This is a genomic window from Anthropogastromicrobium sp. (genome assembly GCF_037349415.1).
GTDB classification, from domain to species: Bacteria; Bacillota; Clostridia; order Lachnospirales; family Lachnospiraceae; genus Anthropogastromicrobium; species Anthropogastromicrobium aceti.
The window spans coordinates 1-26836 of sequence record NZ_JAXWCK010000034.1 but is presented as its reverse complement, the minus strand read 5'-3'; the positions used below and the strand labels follow the sequence as shown (position 1 = coordinate 26836).

General features: G+C 41.2%; 21 protein-coding genes, 1 tRNA gene and 1 pseudogene. 5 read left to right on the top strand and 18 right to left on the bottom strand.

The features are described from left to right. Positions 1-11: 11 nt before the first annotated feature. The 5 genes from polA to upp form a co-directional block, all read right to left on the bottom strand. Positions 12-2843 (bottom strand): DNA polymerase I, encoded by a 2832-nt coding sequence (gene polA, locus WJP93_RS07450; protein ID WP_337547580.1) that lies wholly within the window; start codon positions 2841-2843, stop codon positions 12-14. A gap of 198 nt (positions 2844-3041) precedes the next feature. Next, complete coding sequence (locus tag WJP93_RS07445) at positions 3042-3377, bottom strand: zf-HC2 domain-containing protein (RefSeq protein ID WP_227102071.1); 336 nt, start codon at positions 3375-3377, stop codon at positions 3042-3044. A gap of 18 nt (positions 3378-3395) precedes the next feature. Continuing rightward, on the bottom strand, positions 3396-4580 hold the full coding sequence (locus WJP93_RS07440) for a carbamoylphosphate synthase large subunit (protein ID WP_337547577.1): 1185 nt from the start codon (positions 4578-4580) through the stop codon (positions 3396-3398). Positions 4581-4608: 28 nt separating this feature from the next. Next, on the bottom strand, positions 4609-5289 hold the full coding sequence (locus tag WJP93_RS07435; RefSeq protein ID WP_262537012.1) for an ElyC/SanA/YdcF family protein: 681 nt from the start codon (positions 5287-5289) through the stop codon (positions 4609-4611). Positions 5290-5383: 94 nt separating this feature from the next. Continuing rightward, positions 5384-6025: a uracil phosphoribosyltransferase gene (upp, locus tag WJP93_RS07430; RefSeq protein WP_066557877.1), complete on the bottom strand. Its 642-nt coding sequence runs from the start codon at positions 6023-6025 to the stop codon at positions 5384-5386. A gap of 130 nt (positions 6026-6155) precedes the next feature. On the opposite strand from upp, the gene WJP93_RS07425 reads away from it, so the two are divergent. The 3 genes from WJP93_RS07425 (at position 6156) to WJP93_RS07415 (ending at position 8848) form a co-directional block, all read left to right on the top strand. Next, positions 6156-6236: transfer RNA gene (locus WJP93_RS07425), tRNA-Leu, on the top strand. Positions 6237-6353: 117 nt separating this feature from the next. Then, a complete protein-coding gene (locus WJP93_RS07420) occupies positions 6354-7448 on the top strand; it encodes an AAA family ATPase (RefSeq protein ID WP_262537010.1) in 1095 nt (364 codons plus the stop codon). A gap of 32 nt (positions 7449-7480) precedes the next feature. Next, a complete protein-coding gene (locus tag WJP93_RS07415; protein WP_337547573.1) occupies positions 7481-8848 on the top strand; it encodes a restriction endonuclease in 1368 nt (455 codons plus the stop codon). A gap of 8 nt (positions 8849-8856) precedes the next feature. Here the strand turns inward: WJP93_RS07415 and WJP93_RS07410 are convergent, their stop codons facing one another. The 11 genes from WJP93_RS07410 to WJP93_RS07360 all read right to left on the bottom strand — a co-directional run bounded on the left by WJP93_RS07410 (position 8857) and on the right by WJP93_RS07360 (position 21970). Then, a complete protein-coding gene (locus WJP93_RS07410) occupies positions 8857-9585 on the bottom strand; it encodes a GDSL-type esterase/lipase family protein (RefSeq protein WP_337547571.1) in 729 nt (242 codons plus the stop codon). A 15-nt stretch (positions 9586-9600) separates the two neighbouring features. Next, positions 9601-10374, bottom strand: a complete 774-nt coding sequence (hisA, locus tag WJP93_RS07405) for a phosphoribosylformimino-5-aminoimidazole carboxamide ribotide isomerase (RefSeq protein WP_227102077.1) — start codon at positions 10372-10374, stop codon at positions 9601-9603. A gap of 54 nt (positions 10375-10428) precedes the next feature. Then, complete coding sequence (locus WJP93_RS07400) at positions 10429-10890, bottom strand: NUDIX hydrolase (RefSeq protein WP_066557863.1); 462 nt, start codon at positions 10888-10890, stop codon at positions 10429-10431. A gap of 104 nt (positions 10891-10994) precedes the next feature. Beyond that, positions 10995-12638 carry a penicillin-binding transpeptidase domain-containing protein gene (locus WJP93_RS07395; RefSeq protein ID WP_337547568.1) on the bottom strand — a complete coding sequence of 548 codons (1644 nt, stop codon included), beginning with the start codon at positions 12636-12638 and terminating at the stop codon, positions 10995-10997. Beyond that, positions 12607-13947 (bottom strand): FtsW/RodA/SpoVE family cell cycle protein, encoded by a 1341-nt coding sequence (locus WJP93_RS07390; protein ID WP_227102079.1) that lies wholly within the window; start codon positions 13945-13947, stop codon positions 12607-12609. Before WJP93_RS07390 ends, WJP93_RS07395 begins: the two co-directional genes overlap by 32 nt. 42 nt (positions 13948-13989) lie before the next feature. Further along, positions 13990-16209 carry a DUF3656 domain-containing protein gene (locus WJP93_RS07385; protein ID WP_337547566.1) on the bottom strand — a complete coding sequence of 740 codons (2220 nt, stop codon included), beginning with the start codon at positions 16207-16209 and terminating at the stop codon, positions 13990-13992. A gap of 95 nt (positions 16210-16304) precedes the next feature. Next, positions 16305-16790, bottom strand: coding sequence for a cell division protein ZapA (locus WJP93_RS07380; RefSeq protein ID WP_066557855.1), 486 nt, complete (start codon positions 16788-16790; stop codon positions 16305-16307). Between the two features lie 22 nt (positions 16791-16812). Next, positions 16813-17814, bottom strand: a complete 1002-nt coding sequence (gene ruvB / locus WJP93_RS07375) for a Holliday junction branch migration DNA helicase RuvB (RefSeq protein ID WP_118614555.1) — start codon at positions 17812-17814, stop codon at positions 16813-16815. An 83-nt stretch (positions 17815-17897) separates the two neighbouring features. Beyond that, the gene (gene ruvA / locus WJP93_RS07370) at positions 17898-18506 is read right to left on the bottom strand and encodes a Holliday junction branch migration protein RuvA (protein ID WP_118614607.1); all 609 of its coding nucleotides are present in this window, start codon (positions 18504-18506) and stop codon (positions 17898-17900) included. 172 nt (positions 18507-18678) lie between these two features. Then, positions 18679-20841, bottom strand: a complete 2163-nt coding sequence (gene nrdD, locus WJP93_RS07365) for an anaerobic ribonucleoside-triphosphate reductase (protein ID WP_337547561.1) — start codon at positions 20839-20841, stop codon at positions 18679-18681. A gap of 223 nt (positions 20842-21064) precedes the next feature. Further along, a complete protein-coding gene (locus WJP93_RS07360) occupies positions 21065-21970 on the bottom strand; it encodes an AraC family transcriptional regulator (protein ID WP_066557844.1) in 906 nt (301 codons plus the stop codon). Between the two features lie 219 nt (positions 21971-22189). Here WJP93_RS07360 and galE point away from each other — a divergent pair, with 219 nt between their 5' ends. Further along, complete coding sequence (gene galE, locus WJP93_RS07355; RefSeq protein WP_337547559.1) at positions 22190-23206, top strand: UDP-glucose 4-epimerase GalE; 1017 nt, start codon at positions 22190-22192, stop codon at positions 23204-23206. Between the two features lie 93 nt (positions 23207-23299). On the opposite strand, the gene WJP93_RS07350 is transcribed toward galE, so the two are convergent. Both WJP93_RS07350 and WJP93_RS07345 read right to left on the bottom strand, forming a co-directional pair. Further along, positions 23300-24334, bottom strand: coding sequence for an aminotransferase class I/II-fold pyridoxal phosphate-dependent enzyme (locus WJP93_RS07350; RefSeq protein WP_337547557.1), 1035 nt, complete (start codon positions 24332-24334; stop codon positions 23300-23302). Between the two features lie 84 nt (positions 24335-24418). Next, on the bottom strand, positions 24419-25954 hold the full coding sequence (locus WJP93_RS07345) for an alpha-amylase family glycosyl hydrolase (RefSeq protein WP_337547556.1): 1536 nt from the start codon (positions 25952-25954) through the stop codon (positions 24419-24421). Between the two features lie 172 nt (positions 25955-26126). On the opposite strand from WJP93_RS07345, the pseudogene WJP93_RS07340 reads away from it, so the two are divergent. Further along, positions 26127-26836 (top strand): annotated as a pseudogene (locus WJP93_RS07340) (adenosine deaminase); the annotation flags it as partial.

Here is a 26836-nt window from a genome sequence, read left to right as displayed (position 1 = left end):
ATTACTCTCCCTTACTTTGTTTCGTACCAGCTATTCCCCACAGACACAGACACTTCAAGCGGCACGCGAAGATTCGCTGCTGACTGCATCTGCTCAACAAGAAGTGTCTTAACTGCCTCACACTCCGCTGTTGGTACCTCTAGCAGCAGCTCATCATGCACCTGAAGGACGATTCTGGACTGCAGTTTTTCTTCTTTTAGACGTTTGTTTACTTTTGTCATTGCAATTTTCATAATGTCAGCTGCCGTTCCCTGAATAGGTGAATTCATCGCAATTCGCTCTCCAAACTGACGCTGCATATAGTTGGAAGATTTAATTTCTGGTATTGGACGTCTTCGTCCAAACATTGTCGTAACATACTCATCTGTATGACCCTGCTCTACCATACGATCAAGGAAGGCCTTGATTCCAGGATAGGCATTGAAATAGTGCTCAATATATTCCATCGCTTCCTTGCGTGAAATACTTAAATCCTCACTAAGGCCAAACGCACTAATTCCATAAACAATTCCAAAATTAACAGCCTTTGCATTTCGGCGAAGCTGCGGTGTAACTTCTTCAAGCGGAACATGGAATACCTGGGAAGCTGTCAGTGCATGAATATCCTGTGCACTGCGGTATGCCTCAATCAGTCTCTCATCACCAGACATGTGAGCAAGCACACGAAGCTCAATCTGCGAATAGTCAGCATCAATAAATACACACCCATCCTTTGGCACAAAAACCTTGCGGATGGCTCTGCCTAACTCCATGCGAACTGGAATATTTTGAAGATTTGGCTCTGTGCTGCTGATGCGGCCTGTTGCCGTGATCGTCTGGTTAAATGTTCCATGTATACGACCATCCTGTGCAATACATGAAGCAAGACCCTCCGCATATGTCGATTTTAATTTTGTCAGCTGACGATATGACAATACTTTTTCTACAATTGGATAATCTGTTGACAGCTTCTCTAACACTTCTGCTGCAGTCGAATATCCGCTCTTTGTCTTCTTTGCACCTGGAAGCTTTAAATCCTCAAACAGCACTTCTCCAAGCTGTTTTGGAGAAAGAATGTTGAACTCTTTTCCTGCAAGTGCATAAATTTGAGACTGAAGTGATTCAATTTCTCCAGTTAAATCCTCTCCATAGCTTTTAAGTGCTTCTTTTTGCACAGCGATCCCTGTCTGCTCCATGCGGCAAAGATCAAAGACAACTGGCATCTCGATATCTTTATACAGCGCGCTCATATCCTCTTCTTCGAGCTGTTTTTCAATAACAGGACCACAAAAAAGTGCTGCCGCTGCCTGATGACACACATACGCATCAAATGATGGCTGCATTGATGCCATCTCCAATACTGTCTTTCCAAACAAATCCTGGTAGGACGGCAGTTCCTTTGATGCATAAGTTCCTGCAATCTTTTCAATAGGATAGCTTCCCGTAAGAGGATCCAGCAAATATGCTCCTATTGAAACATCACGAAGCGACTGATGATAAAAGGCATCAACACCCTGTGGCTTATGATCTGTCATATAATGAAGGAACTGCTTTGCATCAGGTACATACATTGTCTTGCAGGAGGCTGCCAGTTCATCAGCAAAACCTGTCAAAAGATCTTTTGTGATAAAATTGATTACTGGAAAATAATATCCCTTTGTCCCTGCTGCCACTGCCATTCCTACAATATTATCCTTCGTTCCTGCAAATGAAAGACCAAGCATTTTTTCTTTTTTGAGCGCACGAATCACTTCAAAGCTTTCATTCATATCCTCTACGCGCTCAAGCTCAAGCGTTTCAAATACAGATGGCTGCTCTTCTTCATCAAAATCAAGACGGACACTATGAAATTCAAGGCGATCAAGCTCCTTTTGAGCAGCTGCCTTGTCAATATGAGTACGAAAATGCTCAAGCGACTCTGTAATCGGAATGTCTGTCTTGATTGTTGCAAGCTTCTCACTTAAAAAAGCAGCTTTTTTTCCAACAAGCTCTGTATCACTTTCCTTTAATAAGTAAGCAAGAGGTGAACGCTTTAAATCAAGCTTTTCCTTCCAATATTCCTTAATCGCCTTCTCGCCGGCTTTGTCCAGATTATCAATTGCCTCATATAGCTTTTCAACAGTACCATACTCTTTAATCAACTTTACAGCGGATACAGCTCCTACACCTGGCACACCAGTTATATTGTCTGATTTATCACCTGCTAATCCCTTTAAAGAATTAACATGGCACGGCTCAATTCCAAATTCTTCCTCCACCAGCTGTGGATTAAACGGAAACACACGATCCGGGATTGCCATATCTTCTTTTTTCATATGATATTTATCAAAAATTTCCTGTGTCTTTTCAGCACTTGAATGCATTAGCCACAATGTAGTATTGTCTGTTACAAGCTGAAGATAATCATTATCCTTTGTCAAAATTTTGACTGGAAGCTGTGATTCAAATTTTTTCGCCATGGAACCACATAAATCATCTGCCTCAAAGTGCTCATCCATAAGCTGGCAGATTCCCATATTTGCAAGAACCTCCTGGCAAAGCGCAAACTGCTCCCTTAATGGCTCTGGAGTCTCAGAGCGATTACCCTTATAATCTGCATAAAGTTCACGCCTAAATGTATCTCTTGTCAAATCCCATGCCACAGCCAGATACGCCGGCTTTTGTTCTTTTATTATTTTAAACAGGTATCTAAGGAAGCCAAATATGCCATTTGTATAAACTCCCTTCGAGGTCATCATAATTTTATGATACCATGCCTCTTTTTCCTCCTGCTTTTTCGCATACAAAATCTCTCTTGGCAAGTTGCCAAAGTACTGCGTCGACAGCAGGCTCGAGCCGTCTATTAACAGCAAATAGTCTCCCATGTTCCCTCCTAAAATTTTTATGATGTATCCACGAATTGCTCCGTTGCTATGCAACTTTCGCAATTCTAAAAACATTCGGATTCGCTGATTTTCCTTGAAAATCGCTGCATCCTCATGTTTTTGCGGGTCCCAAGCTCAAAAACCTAATCGTGCAAGCACGAACGGCTTTTGGAGCTTTTGACCCTGGTATCATTTCATTTAAAACCAACGCATGATCTGCAGCATAGATACAGCTGCCGCTGCAACTGTTGCTGCTGTCAATGCAATATGATGAAGCCACTGAATAAACAGACCTGCACGAACCTGTCTGGCCACTTGGCTCATATCATGCTCAAACTGCTGCTTTAAGTTATATGTCTTAAAGCGATCCTGATCCATTCCGTCGATTGCAGTACGAACCGTATAATAAATTTCCAGATCCTCTCTGCAGCCGGAACATTCTTTGATATGCTTTAAAAAATGATCGGTCTCCTCCAATGAAAGAGCACCCTCCAAAAAAGGAACCATCATACGGTTCGCAGTTTTACAGTCCAAACAATCCCCTCTTTTCTATCAGGCAATGACGTATTGCAAAAACGCCTCCATCTGGTCCTTTTCGCTAAACTTAGCAATATACATCTGGTCTCCCATGCCCTGTGCTAAAACAGCCGGCATACGGTCACTCATCGTGATATTTGCACGATAACGTGACAAAATCTCGTTATGAGCATTCTTATGCGGATTACAATCGCGTCTTCCCACATATATGCAATAGAACTTATCTGCATACTCAGACAAAGTACAGCGATCAAACACGATCATATCTGCCCAGATCTTATACACATTTGTACTGTTTGCATAATTAAGCATATCTGGTGTGAAACCGCCGCTTGGACGCATATTGACTTCAAGCGCAATTATCTCACCTTTGTTTGCCACACCCGGCATATCCTTATTCAAACGGAAAAACTCAAAATGAATAAAGCGGCTCTTTACATCAAATGCTTTCACGCATCGTCTTCCTGCATCGCGCACATCATCTGGCAGCTGCTTTTCTATGTAAAAATAAGCATCCGCCTTATTATTTACAATATCCATAATGGAAACAGGCGTCACATTTCCAGATTCAAAAAGAACATCTCCCTTGCTGTTAATAATCGCATCATAAGAACAGATTGTGCCATCTACATATGGCTCTGCTAAATATCCTTCTCTGTCTGCTTCTGCAAAAAATTGATCAAGCTCCTGATCATTTGAGATGCGATAAGTATTTTGTGCACCGACACCATTATCTGGCTTTACTACAATCGGATATCCATACTTTGCTGCAAAAGAAAAGCAGCCTTCGCGAGAGCCAATACGATAGCACTCCACTGCCGGAATACCTGCCTTTTTGTAATACTCCTTCATGTGCTTCTTGGACTTAAAAGTCTCAATCTCATTTAGCTGAAAACCACTTGTGATATGAAAATCTGTGCGCAGTCTGGCATCCTGTGTCAGCCAGTACTCATTATTGCTCTCAAGCCAGTCAATACGGCCATATTTAAAGGTGAAATAAGCGACTGCGCGCATCATCTGATCATAGTTTTCCATGGACTCTACCTTATAATACTCGGTAAGTACATTTTTTAAACTATATGGCAAGGAATCATAGGCACTGTCACCGATTCCTAAAACGTTTACTCCGTTATTCTTCAGTTCCGCACAAAAATGATAATAGTTGGTTGGAAACTGAGGCGATATAAAAATAAAATTCATAAAGATGTCCTCCCAAAGTTGTTGCAGTTCACGCATAGTATACGTCAAACTTTTTCGATTTGCAAGTAATGATTCCTTTTGCCCATTCTGGAAGTTCTGGCTTAGTAATACCATACCAAAAGTCCTTTAGTCTTGCTGCCATCTCGCGAAACTCTCTGTACAATTGCCCGCGGTAAACAATATCGCTGTCTGCTGACACGCCATATGCATTAAGCCCCATACGCTGTGCCAAATAAAGTGCGCGGTAAAGATGATAGCTTTGAGTCACAATTACAATTGTTGATCCCTTATTAAAAAATTCCAGACTGTGCACAATGGTATCATATGTATTTAAACCAGTATGATCCATATATACCTCATCTGCTTCAATCCCGCCTGACACCGCAAGTTTTTTCATAACGGATACTTCATCGTAATCTTCATTTAAATTATCTCCACTGACAAGCATTTTTTTAGCAGAAGCTTCCTTATAAAAAGAAATCGCTGTCTGCATTCGATCATTCAACATTGGACTTGCTTCCTTATTTGGTCTTACTGCACAGCCCAAAACAACAACACCATCTGCTTTAAAATTTGCCCACTGATCTTTTTTTAAAATACGCCCTTTTGTCCCCCATACCATATAGACATTGATTGCTGCTGCCCCTATTGCTAAAACAATTATAACAATAACTATCAGGCAAAACAGCTGTCTGATTTTTGCGCGCATAAAATTTTCTCCTTTAATATTGACCAGTATCTTCATCCCAGTTTAAAAAGAGCCGGATTGCTCCGGCTCAAAGCTCAATTCTAATTAGAACGTTTTATTTTGTTCCGAAGATACGGTCGCCTGCATCGCCAAGACCTGGGCAAATGTATGCATTCTCATTCAGCTCGCGATCTACATGTCCAACATACAGCTGAATGTCTGGATGTGCCTTCATTAGTCTTTCGATACCTTCTGGTGCTGCGATTACGCACATAAACTTAATCTTCTTTCCACCATGCTGCTTAATAAAATTAACTGCCTCAACTGCTGATCCGCCAGTTGCAAGCATCGGATCTACAACAACTATAGTTCTCTGCTCAATTGGTGACGGCAGCTTACAGTAATACTCATGCGGCTCGTGTGTAACCTCATCACGATACAGACCAATATGACCAATCTTTGCACTAGGAGTAAGTGCGGTAATACCGCTTACCATTCCCAAACCAGCTCTTAAAACAGGAACAATTGCTAACTTCTTTCCTGCAATCATAGGTGTCATACATGTTTCGATAGGTGTCTCAATCTCTACATCCTCAAGCGGCAGATCACTCAATGCCTCATATCCCATCAGCATTGCAATCTCCTCAATAAGCTTACGGAACTCATTTGTTCCTGTATTTTTATTTCTCAGCATAGAAATTTTATGCTGAACCAGCGGGTGACTATTTACGTATACATTACTATACTCTTTATACATTTTTTCTTCCTTTCTGAGTTTTATCTCACGTTTCTTTGGCTATCATATCATTCTTTTATATTTTCTTCAACTATTTTCAAAAAAATGCTTGCTTTTTTTTGAAAAGCATGGTATTATTTACATGTTGTCAGCCGGTGTGGCGGAATGGCAGACGCACGTGACTCAAAATCACGCGGAGCGATCCGTGCCGGTTCGAGTCCGGCCACCGGCATCAAAAAGGTGTTCATGAGTAGTTTTACTTGTGAACACTTTTTTTTATTACATTTAACATAACGATTAGTATCACTTAAGCAATAACTTTCTTAATTTTGTGGAGGTATACGTAAATATGATATTAAAACCCAAAATACTAAAAAATGTAAAAGATGTTGAATATATGGATGACTTCGATGACTGGTATATCTTTAAAGAAAATTCGTCAGACTACGCAGAGCTTCCGAAAAATATGATTTTCTACGGTCCACCTGGAACTGGCAAAACATATCACACTCTCCTCTATGCTGTTGCAGTCATTGAGGAAAAGTCATTATCAGATATTGTGAATGAACCTTTAGAGGATATAATAAAACGCTATCATCACTATAAGGCAGATGGGCTAATTGAATTTACCACATTCCATCAATCATACAGCTACGAAGAATTTATCGAAGGCATTCGTCCCGTAATGACTAGTGACAGCGATAATGTGATTTCTGATGTTAAATATAAAGTCTCCTCTGGCCTTTTCAAGAATTTCTGTGACCGCGCAAAGCAATCGATTCAAACTAATCACGTTTTTATTATTGATGAGATAAACCGCGGCAATATTGCAAAGATTTTTGGTGAGCTTATCACGCTGATTGAGCCTTCAAAACGAATTGGGCAGTTGGAAGGAACTTATACTCGACTTCCATATTCAAAAGAGTCTTTCGGTGTTCCTGACAACATTTACATAATTGGAACAATGAATACAGCAGACCGTTCCATCTCTACAATCGACACTGCTCTTCGCCGTCGTTTTCAATTTAAAGAAATGCAGCCTGATCCATCAGTTCTAAGCGAAATTTATGTTGAAGAGCTTTCAATTCAACAACTTCTCTCACACATGAATCAAAAAATCAGCGTGCTTTACGACCGTGAGCACACAATTGGTCATGCTTATTTCATGCCGTTAAAGAACAATCCAACAGTTGAAACGCTTGCTTCTATTTTTAAAAGTGCAATTCTCCCTCTACTGCAGGAGTACTTTTATGAGGACTATGAAAAAATTCGCCTTGTACTTGGAGACAATAAAAAGGTAAATGAGAGCGAACAGTTTATTATTAAAAATGTGGTTGACTATGATGCACTTTTTGGCAGCACAGATTTTGATCTTGGCGATTCCTTTCAATATAAAATAAATGCAGCGGCTTTTTCAATAATTAAAGCATACCATTCTATTTAAAATCTATTTTTTTAAAGTTGAAAGGATCATATATGTCAAAAACAATTTATCAGATAAGCGAATATGGATCTTTTATCACAGGCAGACAAATAGAGGGATACACTACTCTGCCGCCTACCATATTTGAGCAGCTGGAAAACTTTATTCTCTCCAGTAAAAATGTAAGCTCCACTCATACGTTTCATAAGTTTTTCGGCACAAGCAGTGACACAAATGCCTTAGAGCTAATGGGGATTTCATTCAGAAAAGAAATCGGCAAAATTATAACTGCCAAAAACTATATCGGTGTTATTACATTCGATGATGGCACTGCCATTGAAATCTTACCAAAGATTGTCTCTAACACGCAAAAAAGCAATCAAAAAATCAAAAAACTTGTGACAGACATGATCAAATCACTCACGAATATCTCATATAAAAGCTTGCAAGTTACAGATGTCGATATTGAAAAAATGCCGATTTTGGATATCTTCATACGAATGTTTATCGTTGAAGCATTTTGTTTGGCAAAACATGGACTGCGCAGCAACTATGAAACCATAGCTGAAAACAGATCTTATTTTAAGGGAAAAATTTTGTTTCCTGAGCAGCAAAAATACAATATTTCCCACAAAGAACGTGTTTTCACAGAATCTGATGAATTTACACCTAACTGCCCTGAAAACAGACTGATCAAATCGACATTAATGCTTTTATATAAACAAACACGCTCTTTGAGAAACAAGAACGATATAAAAACATTGCTTGCTGCTTTTAGTAATGTCCCGTTTTCTACAGACTATGCCAGTGATTTTTCAAAAATAGGACTTGATTACAATTCAAAAAACAATGTGAACTTTAAAAATAAAAGTCATAGCAGGGACTATTCCACACTCCTTCTATGGTGCCAACTTTTCTTGAGTGGAAAAAGTTTTTCTTCGTTTTCTGGCTCTGGTGCTGCATTTTCTCTTATGTTTCCTATGGAAACACTATTTGAGCGCTATGTTGCCGTGCAGTTAAAAAAATTTCTACCGGCAGAGGATTTTTCAATCTCCATACAAGATGCCACACATTATCTGTTCACACAGCCTAATAAGAAATTTATATTACGGCCAGATATTGTAATCACCAGAAAACATGACAACGCCATTTTTATTTGTGATACGAAATGGAAACTTCTCTCCAGCCAAAAAGTAAATTGGGGGATCTCTCAGGCGGATATGTACCAGATGTATGCATACCAGAAAAAATACAATGCCAAAAACATTACAATGCTCTATCCAATGACTGAAAAAGTCAGTCAAAAGATAGAGCATGAAAAAGGAATCAAGTTTACTTCAGATGATGGTGTGATCGTTAGGGTACGATTCATAGATTTGTTTGACATCAAAAAAAGTTTAATAGGATTGATGGACCTGTGACAAAAGCATTATAATGTACGCAGGAAATCTTCGATGAACCAACTCTCATACAGATGAGCTTTGATATTTGGATGAGAGTTTCTTCCTCCCACCTTAAATGCTTCCATGCGAAGCTCTTTTGCACGATCACAATGAGCAGGGTTTGTAGAGCGATGCATCATTGGTGTTCGCTCATCTCCGTTTAAGTCGATATATGGAATGCCCCATTTCTTTGCCACCTCAATGGTTGCCAGACGATAATCATCAGTCTCACATCCATTTGACACTAAAATGCCAATATGTGCATACGGATGATGCGCAATCAGATATTCCAAAACAACATTCCAAGCACCATAAAATGTAGTATTATCAGTATCATCAATCGTGCCCAAATGAATTATTCCTGTCTGATCTTCGCCATCGCTTCCTGTTGATGATGGTCTGTGGTGTGAATCATTGATTCCGTAGTACAATGTGATGTAATCAACATCCTCATCAATAGTCTTATAAATTCCATTGGAAAATGAATTGGAAAAAGTGCCTGGAATAGGCGGCATCGCCATTGTCTGGCCACCTACTGCCAAATGCTGCACTGTCATCTGATTTCTTTCAGCTATTAAATAACCATATGTCTTATATTTTCCGGCAAACGGACCATCTTCAAATGTCTCGCTATATCCTCCAGAAAAATCTCCATTTGTAAAACTATCACCGCAAACTGCCCATTTTTTTCCATAAAGAATATTTGTGTTATCCATTTTTTCTCCTTTTCGTTAAAAATGCATCGCTGCAAGACGCTCATATGACAATGTTCCACCAAACAAATCAAGTGCACTTCCAATTGTCATATCAATCTTTCCTTTGCCCAGTTTTTTGAGAAGCTCAATATCATCCCAACTATGAACTCCTCCGGCATATGTAACAGGAATACCGTCATAATCAGACAGCATCCTAACAAGTCCCGTCTCTATTCCTCCATTTTTGCCTTCTACATCGACAGCATGTACTAAAAATTCATCACAATATGCAGACAGCTCCTCCAATAATGGCAGTGTAACTACTTCCTTTGTAAACTTCTGCCAACGGTCTGTCATGATACAGTAGCCTTCATCTATCTTTCTACAGCTTACATCAAGAACTAGCCTTTGTTTTCCAACTAACTGTGTCAGTTTTTTCAAACGGTCATACTGAATACATCCATCGTTAAACACATATGATGTGACAATTACATGAGATGCACCTGCGCGCAAAAAATCAAGTGCATTATCTGGAGTGATACCGCCGCCAGCCTGCAATCCTCCCTCATATGCATGCAGTGCTTCAAGTGCCTGCTTTTTTGTCTTTTCATAATACGGGGAGGACTGTGGATTCAAAAGAATCACATGTCCTCCCTGCAATCCGTCTTGCTTATAACGCTTTGCAAACCACGATGCATCACGATTTGCCACATAATTCTCTGATGCCTGATCATTCTCATCCTTCAAAGAACTTCCAACAATTTGCTTCACGATACCATTATGGATATCAATACATGGTCGAAATCTCATACTCTCACCTTATCCTGTCTGATCTATTATGTCAATGCAAAACGTCTGCATACCTTATCCGATACGGTTAATTCTGTGGATTCCCCACAAATTATCCCGTTTCAGATTCAGGTATTCATTGTACGCTCTCTCGAGTATCTGCTTTTCATTTGAAAACTTCAGCAGATGATACGCCTCATGATACTTATAATATCCGGAATCTACAAAATACTCTTCCTTCTGCGGCTTACTGTAGTAACTGTCTGCCATCATTAGATACCAGTGCACTTCTTTTTCTACAATATCCTGCGGTACATGGAATGTATACTCACTTACACCGATATATTTCACAATGGATGCCTCGACACCTGTTTCTTCCCGTACCTCGCGCAGCGCTGTCTGCCAATGCTCCTCTCCGGGTTCAACGGTTCCCTTCGGTAATACCCAGCCTTCATACTTGCTCTTGTAATTCTTATATAAGACTAAAATTTTACCGCGAAATATCACCACACCGCCACAGCTCGTTGCTTCTATCATTGCAATTCCTCCTGACTATGGTGTGTTTTGGCCAGGGCAAATCTCTGCCCTGGCATCATATAAAATAAGTATACTTGAAAATGCATACAGTTTCAAGGTTTTTTTTATCTGCTGAAATAATAATCAAAAATTTGTCCCGCAACCGGTGCTGCAACAATTCCGCCGGCACCGCCCTTTTCAATCATGACACATACTGCGATTTCACTTACATCATTTGTTCCATAACCACAGAACCATGCATGATAATTTTTTGTGGAATCATACTGCGCTGATCCTGTTTTTCCAGATACTCTCGCATATTGGCTGCCTCCGGCTGCTGCCGTTCCATTTGTAATAACATATGTTAGAAATTCATCCATCAGTTCTGCTTCTGCCTTTGTGCACACACTGCGCAGCGCCTTTGGCTTTGTCTGTTCTACAACATTTCCATCTGCATCCAGATAGTGATCTACCAGATAAGGTGTCATCATTACACCATCATTTGCGATAGCTGCATATATCATCAGATTTAATAACGGTGTTACAGTTGTTGTTCCCTGTCCAATGGCAAGCTGCATTCTTGACCACACGCTGTCATCTGAGGCAATATCAAAATGGCTCTTTTTGTACGGGAAATCCACCTGACTTCTGTCACTTTGATTGTATCCAAAATCCTCTGCCAGCTTCTGCCATTTTGTTGAATTAAGTGTCTGTGCTATCGTATCAAACGCGCCATTGCACGACATACCTAAAATTCCATAAATATCCAGTTCTCCATGCGCAACACCATCATGACAGTTTACAACGTAATCACCGTTTGTATATGTTCCGGTGCAAGTATAGTGAAAATCCTGCCATGTATCTGGATTTTCACGAATATATTCAAGCAATGTAATAAGCTTAAAGGTAGATCCCGGAGGATAAGTTCCCTGCGTTGCATGATTCATCATGTTCTGCGTTGTATTTTCCTCTGATGTCAGCCAGCTCCATTGCTCCTCTACTGTGTTTGGATCAAAATTAGGCGAAGAAACCATAGCCAAAATCTTTCCAGTAGATGGCTCCACCACAGTAATTGAGCCTGTCTTTCCATCAAGTTGTCTATAACAAAAATCCTGCAAACCAGAATCAAGTGTTGTCACAAGCGTATCTCCCTGTGTCTTAACACCAAGAAACTCATTTTTTAACTTTGTCCAAAAATCAACATGACTTGTCAGAAGATTTAACTTCTGAGTATCTTCAAGACCATAGCCACCAAGCACGGAATAACCTACTGTATGCGCATACCAATTTGTGTATGGATATGCGCGCACCTCAGTTCCATCCTCTCTTGTCTGCGTAGTCGCCACTACAACACCATCACTTGTAACAATATCACCCTTTCGAATCAGCTGTGCCATATTTTGCTGTCTTGTATTATATTTACTTGAAAGAACATCATCCTTTCCTTTCACCTCAAAATAAATAAAATACAAAAGCATTGCACCAAGCAGTGATACTAAAATTGTACCTGCCACTTTAATTTCATACTGGCGGCTTGTCGGCTTTTTTTCTTTTTTTACCCCTTTTTTAGTGGTGTTTTTTACTTTTTTCTGCGCCTTTGGTTCTTGTTTTATTTCTTCTTGTTTTATTTTTTCTTTTTTGATTTCTGGCTTTTGCTCCTGTTTCTCTTCAGCTGTTTCTTCATTCTTTTTTTCTGGTTTTACTTCTTCGTTTTTCTTTACAGCTGCTTCTTTCTCGTTAATAATGGACTCTTTCTTTGATTCTCTCAAGTCTTTCCACCTCATTCTGACGTTTGATATACAGTTCCTGCATGATTCCAAAAATAATAAATGTACTTAACACAGAGCTTCCTCCATAGCTGACTAGTGGAAGTGTTACACCTGTAAGCGGAATAAATTTAATTCCGCCTCCGATTGTCAAAAAGACCTGTGTGCCATATATGGCTGTAAGACCAATTCCAATCAGCTTATAAAATGGAAGATACAGCTCTGCTGCGACTGCAATAAACATTAACAGACATGCAATACAAATTAAAATCAGACAAATGCCAATGATACCGCCAAGCTCCTCGCAGACTGCTGTAAAGATACAGTCCATGATAACCTCTGGTGTTTTAGATGGCTGTCCTTTGTAAAGTCCCTGTCCGAACCATCCGCCTGTTCCAATTCCAAACAAGGAATTTCCAATCTGATTTCCTTTTCCGTAAAAATCAGCAAATGGATGAAGCCATGTCTGAACACGCACACGCACATGGGCAAACAGATAATACGCTGCGATGCAGGCAAAAAAGCCGACAATCAATCCAATAAAAAGATAAGCTTTCTGTTTCGTTGCCACATATAACATCATCAAGTAAGAAACAAAGAAAATGAGTGCAGCACCAAGGTCTCTTGAGGCAACAAGAATTATTCCGTGAACTGCTGCGATTACTGCCGACAAAAGTACACGCTTTATATCTGTGCGCTCACGAAGCAGTACCGCAATCAGCAATACAAAGCTTATCTTTACAAACTCAGACGGCTGAAAGCTGAAAAATCCCAGATTGATGTAAAGATTTGCACCTCTTGTAATTTTACCAAGCACAAGCACTATGCCAAGCATCAAAATACCGATGATGCCCATCACAATTGCCCAGTTACGTGCAGCCTTCAGTTTTGCAAACATTTTGGGAACTATTAGTGTAAGCACAGAGGAACCTACTACTATAATATACTGCTTTATTGACTGTTTTGGATTTAGCCTTGTAAGCAGTATAAAACCAATTGACAAAAACATAAGCATATGGCTTAGCAGCGCTAAATTTGCTTTTTTGTACATATGGCGGTATACAAGTAGATACACCATAAAATAAAGCATAATAGCTGCATAGTAGCCCACTATCAGTATGCTTCTCTCTTTCACTGCGATCACAGCAAAACCTAATGTCAAAAATGAAAAGGTCAAAAGGTTCATTCCCCAATAACACCCTCTCATATTTTCAACACTCTTATATCGAAGTGACCAAAATGCCAGCACCGTATATAAGATCATCACAATGATCATCGAATATTTACATACACTCGTTAATAATGTTGTCATCTATTCTTCCCTTTCGTTGTCTAGTATACTGCTGACCTTTTTTTACTCAGCGCCTCTTTTATAATGACCGCGTGTTGTATTTTCAAGTTTTGCCGACGTCTTTCCTGTCTTAGCAAGCTCTTTGTATACAGCTAATACCTCTGCCATCTGCGTTTGTGTTTCTGTAGTAAAACTTAATCTTACACTGCGAAGCGAAAGTGTACGCACAGACGACCACTGATCGGCCAGAGACAGCGGCAGACTGTTATAAATCACGTTATAACATTCCCTGCAATTATTTTTAACAGGAAAACGGTTTCTCATTCGGTCTACAAGTGTCAGTTCTACTGGCTGTTTTTTACATCCAATCGTATTTTTACAAATACACTGTGCAGACACCATCATTGGAATCCTGCCATACACAATAAGTTCGCTTGTCAAATCTGCCGATGCCTCCAACTCTTTTCTATTTAGCTCAACAGAAAGCGTCCTGTATTGATTTCCCCATGAAGAAAGCTCCTTCGCAGCCTGTGTATTCCAGCTATACAGACTATGATCCGCTGATACCTTTCCTGGCAGCAGATATTTCTGCGCAAATAGCCACGCCTCCGGCGTAGAAGCCAAAATGCCATCAAAGCCCGCGTCACTAATGATTTCTTTATGCTCTAAATACCATGGCTCATTCTCCTGACGAAAGACCTTTGGCAAATATAAGAAACACATTTTTCCTGCCTGATGTGCTTTTTGCACGAATTTCTCATATTGATCTGGCTCACATATATGACTGTCAATTGTCACCTGACTAATCCAATCCTGCGATAAAAGCACTTCAAATTGCTCTTTTGTCTCAGCCGATGCATGCCAAATCAATGCCAAACCTTGCACATCTGTCACTGTCTTCTGTGCTTTCTCTTTGAAAGTCTCTCCTGATATGACAGATTCTCTGTGCCATACTTTAAGAAGCTCATCTTTGATTGACTGTACTCCTGCTCTTCTAAGCTCGTTTAGCACACCAACTGGGCAAAATGATGCTTCATCTGTCTCAATCGTAAGAGACTCCCATGAAAAATCAGTATCGCCAAGCTTTTCCATTTGCTTTTGAATCGCTTCCTTTGTGAGCGGGCGGCTTTTTGCTTCCTGCACCATACCTGCACTGACAGTAATCTCTTTTTTTTGCAGCACGCTCACATGACCATCTTCACACGCTGCAGCCGCAGTCACAGATAGTATAGCAGGTTTTCCCTGATAAATCTTTACCGTTCCTTTTATATTTTCTTTCAATTTTGTTCCAATATAGTCGGTACGGATCTTTTCAAGGAATACATCCTCTCCTGCACGAAAATCAGGTGCCGTATATGTTATCATGGAAGTGCCGTTATGTCTTGTATAATAGCCATCTGTAAATCCTTTTCTGTTAAACAGACCAAGCAAATGCTTCTTGTCTGCCTCAGACACACGATATGGCGCTTTTGGATTTGCCAGGTAACGATCAAGATACTTGCGGTAAATGCTGACTACACCTGCTGTGTACTCTGGCTTTTTCATTCTTCCTTCAATTTTAAGGGAATACACTCCTGCCTCTATAAGCTGCGGTAAAATTTCTATTGTACATAGATCCTTTGGACTTAAAATATAGCCCTTTTGCTGCGGCAAAATCACTTTTCCATTTTGTTCAACGCTATACGCCATACGACATGGCTGCGCACAGCGTCCTCTATTGCCGCTTCGTCCGCCTGCAATACTTGAAAACAGACACTGACCTGAGTAGCAATAGCAAAGTGCTCCATGCACAAAGCTCTCAATTTCCAGATCACAGCTTTTATGAATGCTGCGAATTTCATTAAGTGAAAGCTCACGTGGCGTTACTATACGCGTTGCACCGAGTTCTTTTAATTTTTCTGCTGAAAGCTCTCCGCTCATTATCATCTGTGTGCTGGCATGTATCGCAAGATCTGGAAACCACTCACGCACACGGCGAAAGACACCAAAATCCTGCACAATCACTGCATCGAGTCCCTGACAATAAAAAGGCAAAAGATACTCATACAGTTCATTCATTTCCTGTTCTTTTAATAACGTGTTGACCGTAAGATATAATTTTTTTCCATGCAAATGTGCATAATCAATCGCATCTAAAAGTGATTCACTCTCTGCATTGTCTGCATAGGCTCTCGCTCCAAAGCGGCTTCCGCCTATATATACAGCATCTGCACCTGCCGCAAAGGCCGCGTACATCGTCTCTACAGACCCGGCTGGTGCGAGCAGCTCTGCTATTTGTTTCATCTTTTATGCCTGCCTTTCCTTGTAAATTATCTTTAATTAATAACTATTGACTTAAAGCACAAAGCCCCGGCACACTGCCCGGGCTTTTCTATAGTTTATTTTTTCTTGTGTGCCGCTGCACTGTTTGCGAATGATCCATACGGCGGATATTGTTTTTTCTCTTGTGATGCCTGCGCGGTCTGTGTATTTTTTGCCTCTGCCTCTTTTGCTAACGACTGCAGATATGGACATACTGCCTGTGTCTTGGGCTTCTCCTGCAGCTGCTTTTTTAAGCTTGCTATTGTCATCTGCATATTGACCATCTCGCGCTTCATATTGTAAAATTCTGCTTCCTGCTGCTCGTACTTTCTTGTTGCTTCCTCTGCCTGCTGCTTCATGCGACAGTAATCATCTGCCATATTCATAAGCAAAATGATCTGGCGAAAAGCATTTGCCTGCTTGCTGTACGCTGACTGACGATGCAAAAGCTCCATTTTTTCATTAATATACTCTGCAAGCTCTCTTACGTAGGATGCATCCTGATCGGTGCTGATCTTATACACCTTATCTTCTATTATAACATCTGTACTATTTCTTTCCATGTTCTTAAAACCCTCAAAAATCTCATACTTTAGGCACCGGTCTGTGAAGGTGCTCATAAGCTAAACGTGTGATTGCTCTTCCTCTTGGTGTACGCTCGATCAGTCCGTTTTGAATCAAATATGGCTCATAAACATCCTCAATCGTGCCTGAATCTTCGCCTAATGCAGCTGCGATTGTATCTAATCCCACCGGACCGCCGCCAAACTTATCTGCAATTGTCTCTAAAATTGCGCGGTCTCCCTTGTCAAGTCCAAGGCGATCTACCTCAAGAAGATCAAGTGCATACTCTGCAACTTCTTTTGTGATAACACTGTCATAACGCACCTGCGCAAAATCACGCACACGCTTTAACAGACGGTTTGCAAGACGCGGTGTTCCTCTTGAGCGGCGGGCAAGCTCTAACGCACCTTCTTTCTCAAGCGTAACATTTAGTACATTAGCAGAACGCTCAAGCACTTGCACAAGCTCATTTGTCGTATAAAAATCAAGCTTATGCACAACACCAAATCTGTCACGAAGAGGTGCTGTTAAAAGACCAACTCTTGTTGTTGCACCCACTAATGTAAATTTAGGCAGATCCAAACGGATAGAACGCGCTGTCGCGCCCTTTCCGATCATTATATCAATCTCAAAATCCTCCATTGCCGGATATAAAACTTCCTCGACCTGACGGCTCAGGCGATGAATTTCATCGACAAAAAGCACGTCATTTTCAGATAAACTATTTAAAATAGCTGCCATATCGCCTGGCTTTTCAATGGCTGGGCCTGACGTAATTTTAATATTGCTGCCCATCTCATTTGCAATAATTCCGGCAAGTGTCGTCTTTCCCAGTCCCGGAGGACCATATAAAAGCACATGATCTAGTGCTTCTTTTCTCTTCTTCGCTGCCTCTATATATACTTTCAAAATCTCCTTGGCTTTTTCCTGTCCGATATACTCTGACAGATACTGCGGCCTGAGATGGTTTTCCAGCACGTTTTCATTTTCTTCAAGCTGGGTCGTGATAATTCTTCTTTCCATGTTGTTCCTCTGTTCTTTTCTTCGCAGTTATTCGGCCAGATATACAGCAGACACTGCAGACACAATTTCTGACACCGCGGTTTTTACAATGTTTTCTTTAACGCAGCCTTAATGATTGCTTCTGTACTTAGTGTCTCAATATCCTTAACTCCAGAGACTGCTTTGACTGCCTCAGATGCACTAAAGCCAAGTGCTGTCAATGCCTCAATTGCCTCAGCACGATTTGCATTAGTTTTCGAATCCACAGCACCAGCTGAAACCATAGCAGACTGCTCTCCAAGAGTATCTGCAAGCGAAATTTTATCCTTTAACTCAAGAATCATTTTCTGAGCTGTCTTAATTCCAATGCCAGGTGCCTTTGCAATCGTCTTTGCATCCTGTGCATAAATTGCAAAACGAAGTGTGTCCATTGACAATGCTGACAAAATGCCAAGTGCTCCCTTCGGGCCAATACCGCTGACACCAATCAGCAGCTCAAACATTTCCTGTTCCTCTTTACTTATAAAACCATATAGCTGCATAGCATCTTCCTTCACATGAAGATATGTATACAGTTTAAATTCGCTATTCTTTGCCGGAAGGCGATTCAAAACAGTCTCCGGTACCCGGATACAAAAACCAATTCCGCCGCACTCAATTACCACGGCATCTGTGCTGTGTCCGGCATATACTCCTGAAATATAGGAAATCATTTCATTCTCCTTTAATACACCCTCAAAACAAAAAGGCATGTTCGCTTTAGTATAACATGGAAAAAGGCGCTTGGCAAGATGAAAGAAAAGACGTGTATGAGATAAAAATCCCAACACGTCTCTCTTACACTATATTAATTTACAGATTCGCATATGTTTACAGATGTGCAGCTTACAGATGCAATACACGTTCCTTAATCTCTTGTGTTCTTCCTTGATTCCAGAACTGAGTTCCGATGTAGCCGCATGTACGTCTTGCGACATTCATCTTATCCTGATTGCGGTTTCCACAATTTGGACACTCCCATACAAGCTTTCCGTCATCATCTGATACAATTTGTATCTCTCCATTGTAGCCGCATACCTGACAATAATCACTCTTTGTATTTAACTCGGCATACATGATATTTTCATAAATATATTTCATGACAGAAAGAACAGCATCGATATTGTTCTGCATGTTTGGAACCTCAACATAGCTGATTGCACCACCTGGAGACAGCTTCTGGAACTGTGACTCGAACTTCAGCTTATCAAATGCATTGATCTTTTCTGTTACATGAACATGATAGCTGTTTGTGATGTAATTCTTATCTGTGATTCCAGGAATCAGTCCAAAACGCTTCTGCAGACACTTTGCAAACTTATATGTAGTGGACTCAAGCGGTGTTCCATACAAGCTAAAATCAATGTTATGCTCTGCCTTCCACTTTGCACATGCATCATTCATATGCTGCATAATCTCAAGTGCAAATGGAGTTGCCTGAGGATCAGTATGGCTTGTTCCTGTCATGTACTTAACACACTCACATAAACCTGCATAGCCTAAGGAAATTGTAGAATAGCCATTATACAACAGCTTATCGATTGTCTCGCCCTTCTTTAAACGAGCCAGTGCACCATACTGCCACAAAATCGGTGCAACATCAGACGGTGTTCCCTTTAAACGATTATGTCTGCACATTAATGCACGGTGACACAGTTCAAGACGCTCATCAAAGATCTTCCAGAAACGCTCCTTATCCTTTCCTGATGAACATGCAACATCAACAAGATTGATTGTGACAACACCCTGATTGAAACGGCCATAAAACTTTGGCTTATTATTTTCATCATGATATACAGTCAGGAAGGAACGACATCCCATACATGGATAGCAGTTTCCATCTTTGAGTTCCTTCATAACCTTCTCGGAAATATAATCTGGAACAAGTCTCTTCGCTGAACACTCTGCAGCAAGCTTTGTCAGATAATAATACTTGCTGTCCTCGTGAATATTATCCTCTTCGAGTACGTAAATCAGCTTAGGGAATGCCGGTGTAATCCATACACCCTTCTCATTCTTGACACCTCTGATACGCTGATGAAGCATCTCCTCGATAATCGCTACAAGATCCTCTCTTGTCTGACCTTCCGGTACCTCATCAATATACATAAATACTGTAATAAACGGTGCCTGTCCATTTGTTGTCATAAGCGTGATAACCTGATACTGAATTACCTGAACACCACGGTTAATCTCTTCCTTTACACGCTTTTCTGCGATAAGATTGATCTGCTCCTCTGTTACCGGGATTCCTGCTTCTTCCATCTCCTTGCGAACCATACGACGGAATTTCTCACGGCTGATCTGTACAAAAGGTGCAAGATGTGCCAGTGAAATACTCTGTCCGCCATACTGTGAACTGGCTACCTGTGCGATGGCCTGTGTTGCAATGTTACATGCAGTGGAAAAGCTCTTTGGCTTTTCAAGCATAGTCTCACTGATTACAGTGCCATTTTGCAGCATGTCCTCAAGATTAATCAGACAACAGTTGTGCATGTGCTGTGCATAATAATCTGTATCATGGAAATGAATGATTCCAGCATCATGTGCCTCCACAATATCCTCTGGCAGCAAAAATCTTCTTGTAAAATCCTTATTTACCTCACCTGCAATGTAGTCCCTTTGTACACTGTTTACAGTCGGATTCTTATTTGAGTTTTCCTGCTTTACCTCTTCGTTGTTGCACTCAAGAATACTCTTGATACGTTCATCAGTTGTATTGTGTGTTCTGGCTAACTCGCGCTCATAACGATACCTTACATAATTTCGCGCTACAGAGAAGGCCTGCTCACGCATAATGGCATTCTCCACAAGATCCTGTATTTCTTCCACGTTTAAGGAACGATTCACTGCAAGGCACTGCTTCTCTACTTTTTCCACAATATGAGCGATCTGATGATAGCTCAGTCTTTCAGCCTCAACCACGCTGTCATTGGCCTTTTTCACGGCCTGTGCAATCTTATTTGCGTCAAAGATTGCCTCTGCTCCGCTTCTTTTAATAATCTTCATTATGCAGCCCCCTTAATCAATTTGTTCCTCACCATTATACAACATCTTGTGTTTTTGTCAATGTATTTATACTGTATTTGGTGTCTATCGAATTCACAATTGTAGTGGGTGCTTTTGCAACTTTGAAAAAATTTTTCCAGTTTTTTCACGCAATACAAACCTGTGTTCCCTATATCGACAAAATATTATGATGTCTTTAGGGAACTTTTGTCATATCGTCTGACTATACTTTCTGTGTCTTCGAAATGAAAGACTTTCGATAATCGCTCGGTGAACATCTCATCACCTGATGAAATACCTTTCCAAAATAGGCAGGATTAGAAAATCCAACCATCTGGGCAATCGATGTGATGCTGTCTTCTCCCTTGATCAAAAGGGGCAGACTTTTCTCAATGCGGTATTCCAGCAAATATTCAAATATCGTCTGATTCATATGACGCTTGAAAAAACGGCAGCATTCACTCGCGCAGATATTAACATTTTCTGCGATAGCTCCAAGAGTCACATGCTCATGATAATGCTCCTGCAAATAAGTAATCGTCTTTCTAAGACGCTCAATATCTTTGTACTGAGCCGATGGATCTGGCGAAATTTCACTCCATACGTTTGTATACAATGTATTCCATATTTGCAAAAGTGTCTGACAAATTACAAGCTCAAATCCTGGCAAATGCCCCTCATAATCTGTCACAATAGTTTGAATCAACAAAAGTATCTGTTTTTGCCACTCAGTATCTGGCACAAGATGTAGTCCTCCAAGCAAATCATTTCTTGTTACAGGCTCTACATATTTTTTGTCAACTGCACTTCCCTCAAAGCCATAAATCATTCGCGGATGAAATGTAACGGAAAGATAGCGGCAGTCTCCCTGATTCAGCATATGACCAGTGTGAAGTGCATTTGCATTGCAAAAAAGTCCTTCTCCTGCCTTAAGGCAATATACAGTATCATTTACCTGATATTCGATTTGTCCCTCCTCAATATAAGTTAACTCCACCTCCGGATGCCAGTGCCAGGCAAATGCACCTCTCTCGTAATCAGACAGCACTTCATGGCTAACAAACACTGGAAATTCATAGCTTCCGTGAAATTTCAGTTCTTTTTTCTCATTATTAATTTTTAATTGCATAGAAACCTCAAGATACTTATAATTTTTTCGAAAATAGTTGTTGCCATACCATTCCTCTCTCATTATAATTGTAAGTAGAGGAAAGTCAAGACGATTTCCAAATGCACGTTAAGGCAATCGGCTAGCGCTGCGGCCAAAATTGTCTGTACGCCTACTAAATATTTTATTACACACGATACTACTATTTATTATTTATCGCAGCGCAGAAATGGGGTTATCATGAAGATTTTAGTTACCGGTGGCGCCGGCTATATCGGCAGCCATACCTGCGTCGAACTGTTGAACGAGGGATATGAGGTTGTCATCATGGACAACCTGTACAACGCCAACATAAAGGCCGTTGAACGCATTGAGCAGATCACCGGAAAGAAGGTTACTTTCTACCAGACTGACATGTTAGACCGTGAGGGTGTAAAGGCAATCTTCGATAATGAAAAAATTGACGCAGTCATCCACTTTGCAGGTCTCAAGGCTGTCGGCGAATCTGTTGTAAAGCCAATCGAGTACTACACTAACAACATGTCCGGCACACTGATTCTGTGTGATGAGATGCGCAATCACGGTGTTAAGAACATTATCTTTAGCTCTTCTGCTACTGTATATGGTTCTCCAGCTGAGATCCCGATTACTGAAAACTGCCCGAAGGGTACTGCAACTAACCCATATGGCTGGACCAAGTGGATGCTTGAGCAGGTATTAACTGATATTCACACTGCTGACCCAGAGTGGAATGTAATCCTGCTTCGCTACTTCAATCCAATCGGTGCTCATAAGAGCGGCCTGATCGGTGAGGATCCAAAGGGTATTCCGAACAACCTGCTTCCATATGTTGCTCAGGTTGCAATTGGAAAGCTTCAGTGCATCAACGTATTCGGAGATGACTACGATACACCAGACGGAACTGGTGTCCGTGACTACATCCACGTTGTTGATCTTGCAAGAGGCCATGTAAAGGCCATCCAGAAGTTAGCCGATAAGGAAGGTGTCAGCATCTACAATCTTGGTACTGGAAAGGGCTACAGCGTTCTTGATGTCATCCATGCATTCGAGAAGGCATGTGGCAAGAAGCTGCCATATGTAATCAAGCCGCGTCGTGCCGGTGATATCGCAACCTGCTACTCCAAGTGCGATAAGGCTGCTGCTGAGCTTGGTTGGACTGCACAGTACGATATCGACGAGATGTGCGCCGATTCCTGGAACTGGCAGACAAAGAATCCAAACGGATATAATGACTAATTTTACAAAAAGAAGGACCAATGGCTTTTTTGCCAAAGGTCCTTTTTTGTAACTATTTAGAGTCATATAGAATTGCTTGCTGTTAGTCAGCTCTTACAGTGCAGCAATTGCATCTGTCAATGCCTTGATCTGCGCATCATTTGTTGCCCAGCTTGTGCAAAAACGAACAATCGATTTGCCTTCTTTTGCTTCTCCCCAATATTCAAAGGCAAAATCTTTCGCCAGTGCTTCTTTTTGTGCATCTGTTAAAATCGGAAACTGCTGATTTGTCATAGAGCTTCCATACATGGAAATTCCTTTTTCCAAAAACGCCTTACGCAGAGTCATTGCCTTTTTTACAGCCTCGCCGCAAATCGCTTCATACAAACCGTCTGTAAACAGCGTATCAAACTGAATGCCTAACAGACGACCCTTTGCAAACATGCCGCCGCGCTGCTTAATCATATAGCGAAAATCCTTTTTAAGTGATTCCTTCAAAATGACAACAGCCTCACCGAAAAGCGCACCGCACTTTGTTCCGCCGATATAAAATACATCACAAAGATTAGCAAGCTCTGGCAGTGTAACATCACATGCCGGACTCTGTAAGCCATAGCCAAGGCGTGCACCGTCAATAAAAAGCGGCATATCATGTTCTTTGCAGACTGCATATATATCAGTCAGTTCCTGCTTGCTGTAAAGTGTTCCGCTTTCAGTCGGAAATGAAATATATACCATACCTGGCTGTACGATATGCTCACGGCTGCCGTCTTCATAGTGCTTCTTCACAGTCTCCTCAATCTGAGCTGCTGTAATCTTTCCATCCTCTGATGAAAGTGCCAATACCTTGTGACCAGTTGCCTCGACTGCTCCAGTTTCATGGCACGCAATATGACCTGTATCGGCACAGATTGCGCCCTGCCACGGCTTTAACGCTGCCGCGATGACAGTCATATTAGTCTGCGTTCCTCCAACAAGAAAATGCACATCGGCATCCGGTCTTCCAACCGCCTTTTTAATCTTTTCTCTTGCACTCGCACAGTACGGATCCATACTGTATCCTACCGTCTGCTCCAGATTTGTCTCATTAAGTCTTTTTAAAATGGCTGGATGACAGCCCTCCTCGTAATCACACTGAAAATATATCATGAATTTTCCTCAAATCTTGTATTTTTTTCTATCAAATAAGGTAAAACACCACATTTGTAAAACTATGTTTGTGGATATTTTATTTTATCGCAGTAAGTTGGCTGACTTTGGCGGAATCACAAGCTTACCATTCTCTGCGACCACTGCGCCGCCAATCTGATACAAATTCTGCTGCCAGCTGCCCGGTACAGTCAAAACTGCCTCGCGATCGGCTGGATTTACGACAACCAAAATTTTCTCATCGGCACTGCTTCGAATATACGCAAGCGGTGATCCATCTGCTCCATCTGATACAAACTCAATATTGCCATCACTTAACAAAGCACTGTGCTCTCTTCGAAGCGCAATCAGCTTTTTCACCTCGTAATACAGAGAATTTGGATCCTTCATCTGATCCTCTACTGTCGGACTGTTTGGCTTGTCATCAGTCGGAATATACAGTTTTTCTGGTGACGCATTGCTAAAGCCAAAATTCACCTCGTGATTCCACTGCATTGGAGAACGGGAACCAGTACGGTTGTAGCCGCCCTCAACTGATACCAAATTTTCGACATAGCGAAGACCAATCTCATCTCCATAATAGATAAATGGTGCACCTGGCATCGTCAAAAGAAATGCAAATGCCACCTTTAACTCATCTCCGTGCAAAACTCTCGCCAAACGATCCATATCATGGTTTCCAGATGGAATACAGATTAATCCCTTCTCTCCTGCCTTTTTGCGGCTCTCCTTATAATTTTCTACAAAAGCTGCTGCGCTACCCTTTCCTCTAGAGGAAAAATACGGTTCCTCACAGCGAAACAGATCATTGTAGTGAGATGGTCCAAAGTGCAGCAAAAAGTCCATATCAAAACCTGCCTGAAGTGACTTATCTGGCTCACCCCACTCTGATACCATCGCTGCCTCTGGAAATTCTTTATCAAGAAATTGGCGAATGGTCTGCCACAGGCGAATAGTTCCAAGTCCATCAGGGTCATTTTTTACAAGTGAGCCTGCCATATCGACACGGAAACCATCGCAGCCCATCTGAAGCCAAAAGCGCATGACATTTTCCATCTCAGCAATTGTTGCCTTCGGTCCCTCTGCATCCATCGGCTGCTGCCACGAGCGCTCACAGATATAGTGACCATAATTTAATGCCGGCTGGTGGGAAAAGAAATTTACCACGCAACAACCGTCTCTGTCCGAAATACCCTTGATCGAGGCAATTCCCTCTGGCTGCTCCCAGATATTGTCTGTCCAGATATAGCGATCGGTATATGGATTTTTCTGTGCCTTAAGTGATTCCTTAAACCACGGATGTTCTACTGACGTGTGCCCAGGAACCAGATCCAGAAGAATATACATTCCCCTCTTGTGAACCTCATCAAACAGTCTCTTCAAATCCTCATTGGTTCCATAGCGTGGTGCTGCTGTGTAATAATCGGACACATCATAACCAGCATCGCCAAATGGAGATTCAAAGCATGGATTCATCCAAATCGCATTGCAACCCAACTCCTTAATATAGTCTAGATGATCAATGATTCCCTGAAAATCACCGATTCCATCTGCGTTGGTATCCTGAAAAGACTGTGGATAAATCTCATAGAAAACTGCATCTTTCAACCACTCTGCCATACTTCCTCCTTCTTGACTGTTATACAGTCAATTTTGTATTTTAAATCAATTTCAGTTTTTATTCTACTTCGCTGTACGCGATCTGTCAATTTTCTATTTCAATTCTTAACTTCTTGATTTTTTTTGTGATAAGGCGTACACTTATTCTACTGATACGAAAGGTAGGTTTGTTATGTCAACAAAAAAGATTACACTTCCAACACATTTTATTGACTTACATTTACATCTTGACGGTGCAATTACACTAGATATTGCAAAAGTACTTGCAAAACTTCAAAATCAAACGCTTCCCTCATCCTCCGATGCCGAGCTTTCTAAGCTTCTTAGCATCCCTCCTGACTGCGAGGACTTAAACGAATATTTGCGCCGCTTTGATCTTCCAATCTCACTATTACAGACAAAGGAAAGCATCAGCGAGGCTTTTTATCTAGTTCAAGAAAAGCTGATCGCACAAAATGTCATCTATGCAGAGCTTCGATTTGCCCCTCAATCCTTTATGCAAAGAGGCTTAAGTCAGCGTGAAGTTGTAGAAGCTGCCCTTGATGGCCTTTCGAGGTCTAACCTTTCTAGCAGTATCATCCTTTGCTGTATGCGTGGGCCGAGACGTGAAAAAGCCAATCTGGAAACAGTTCAGCTTGCAAAGGAATATTTAACTACACAGGACGGCATTACTGCCCTTGATCTTGCCGGTGCCGAAGGATTGTTTGCGACAAGTGATTATAGAGAACTATTTGCACTTGCATCAAAGCTTGATGTGCCATTTACACTTCATGCTGGAGAAGCCGCCGGTGCCGACAGTGTACGCTGTGCGATTGAGATGGGTGCCCGCCGAATCGGTCATGGTGTGCGCGCCTTTGAGGATGATGCACTTTTGTCACTTTT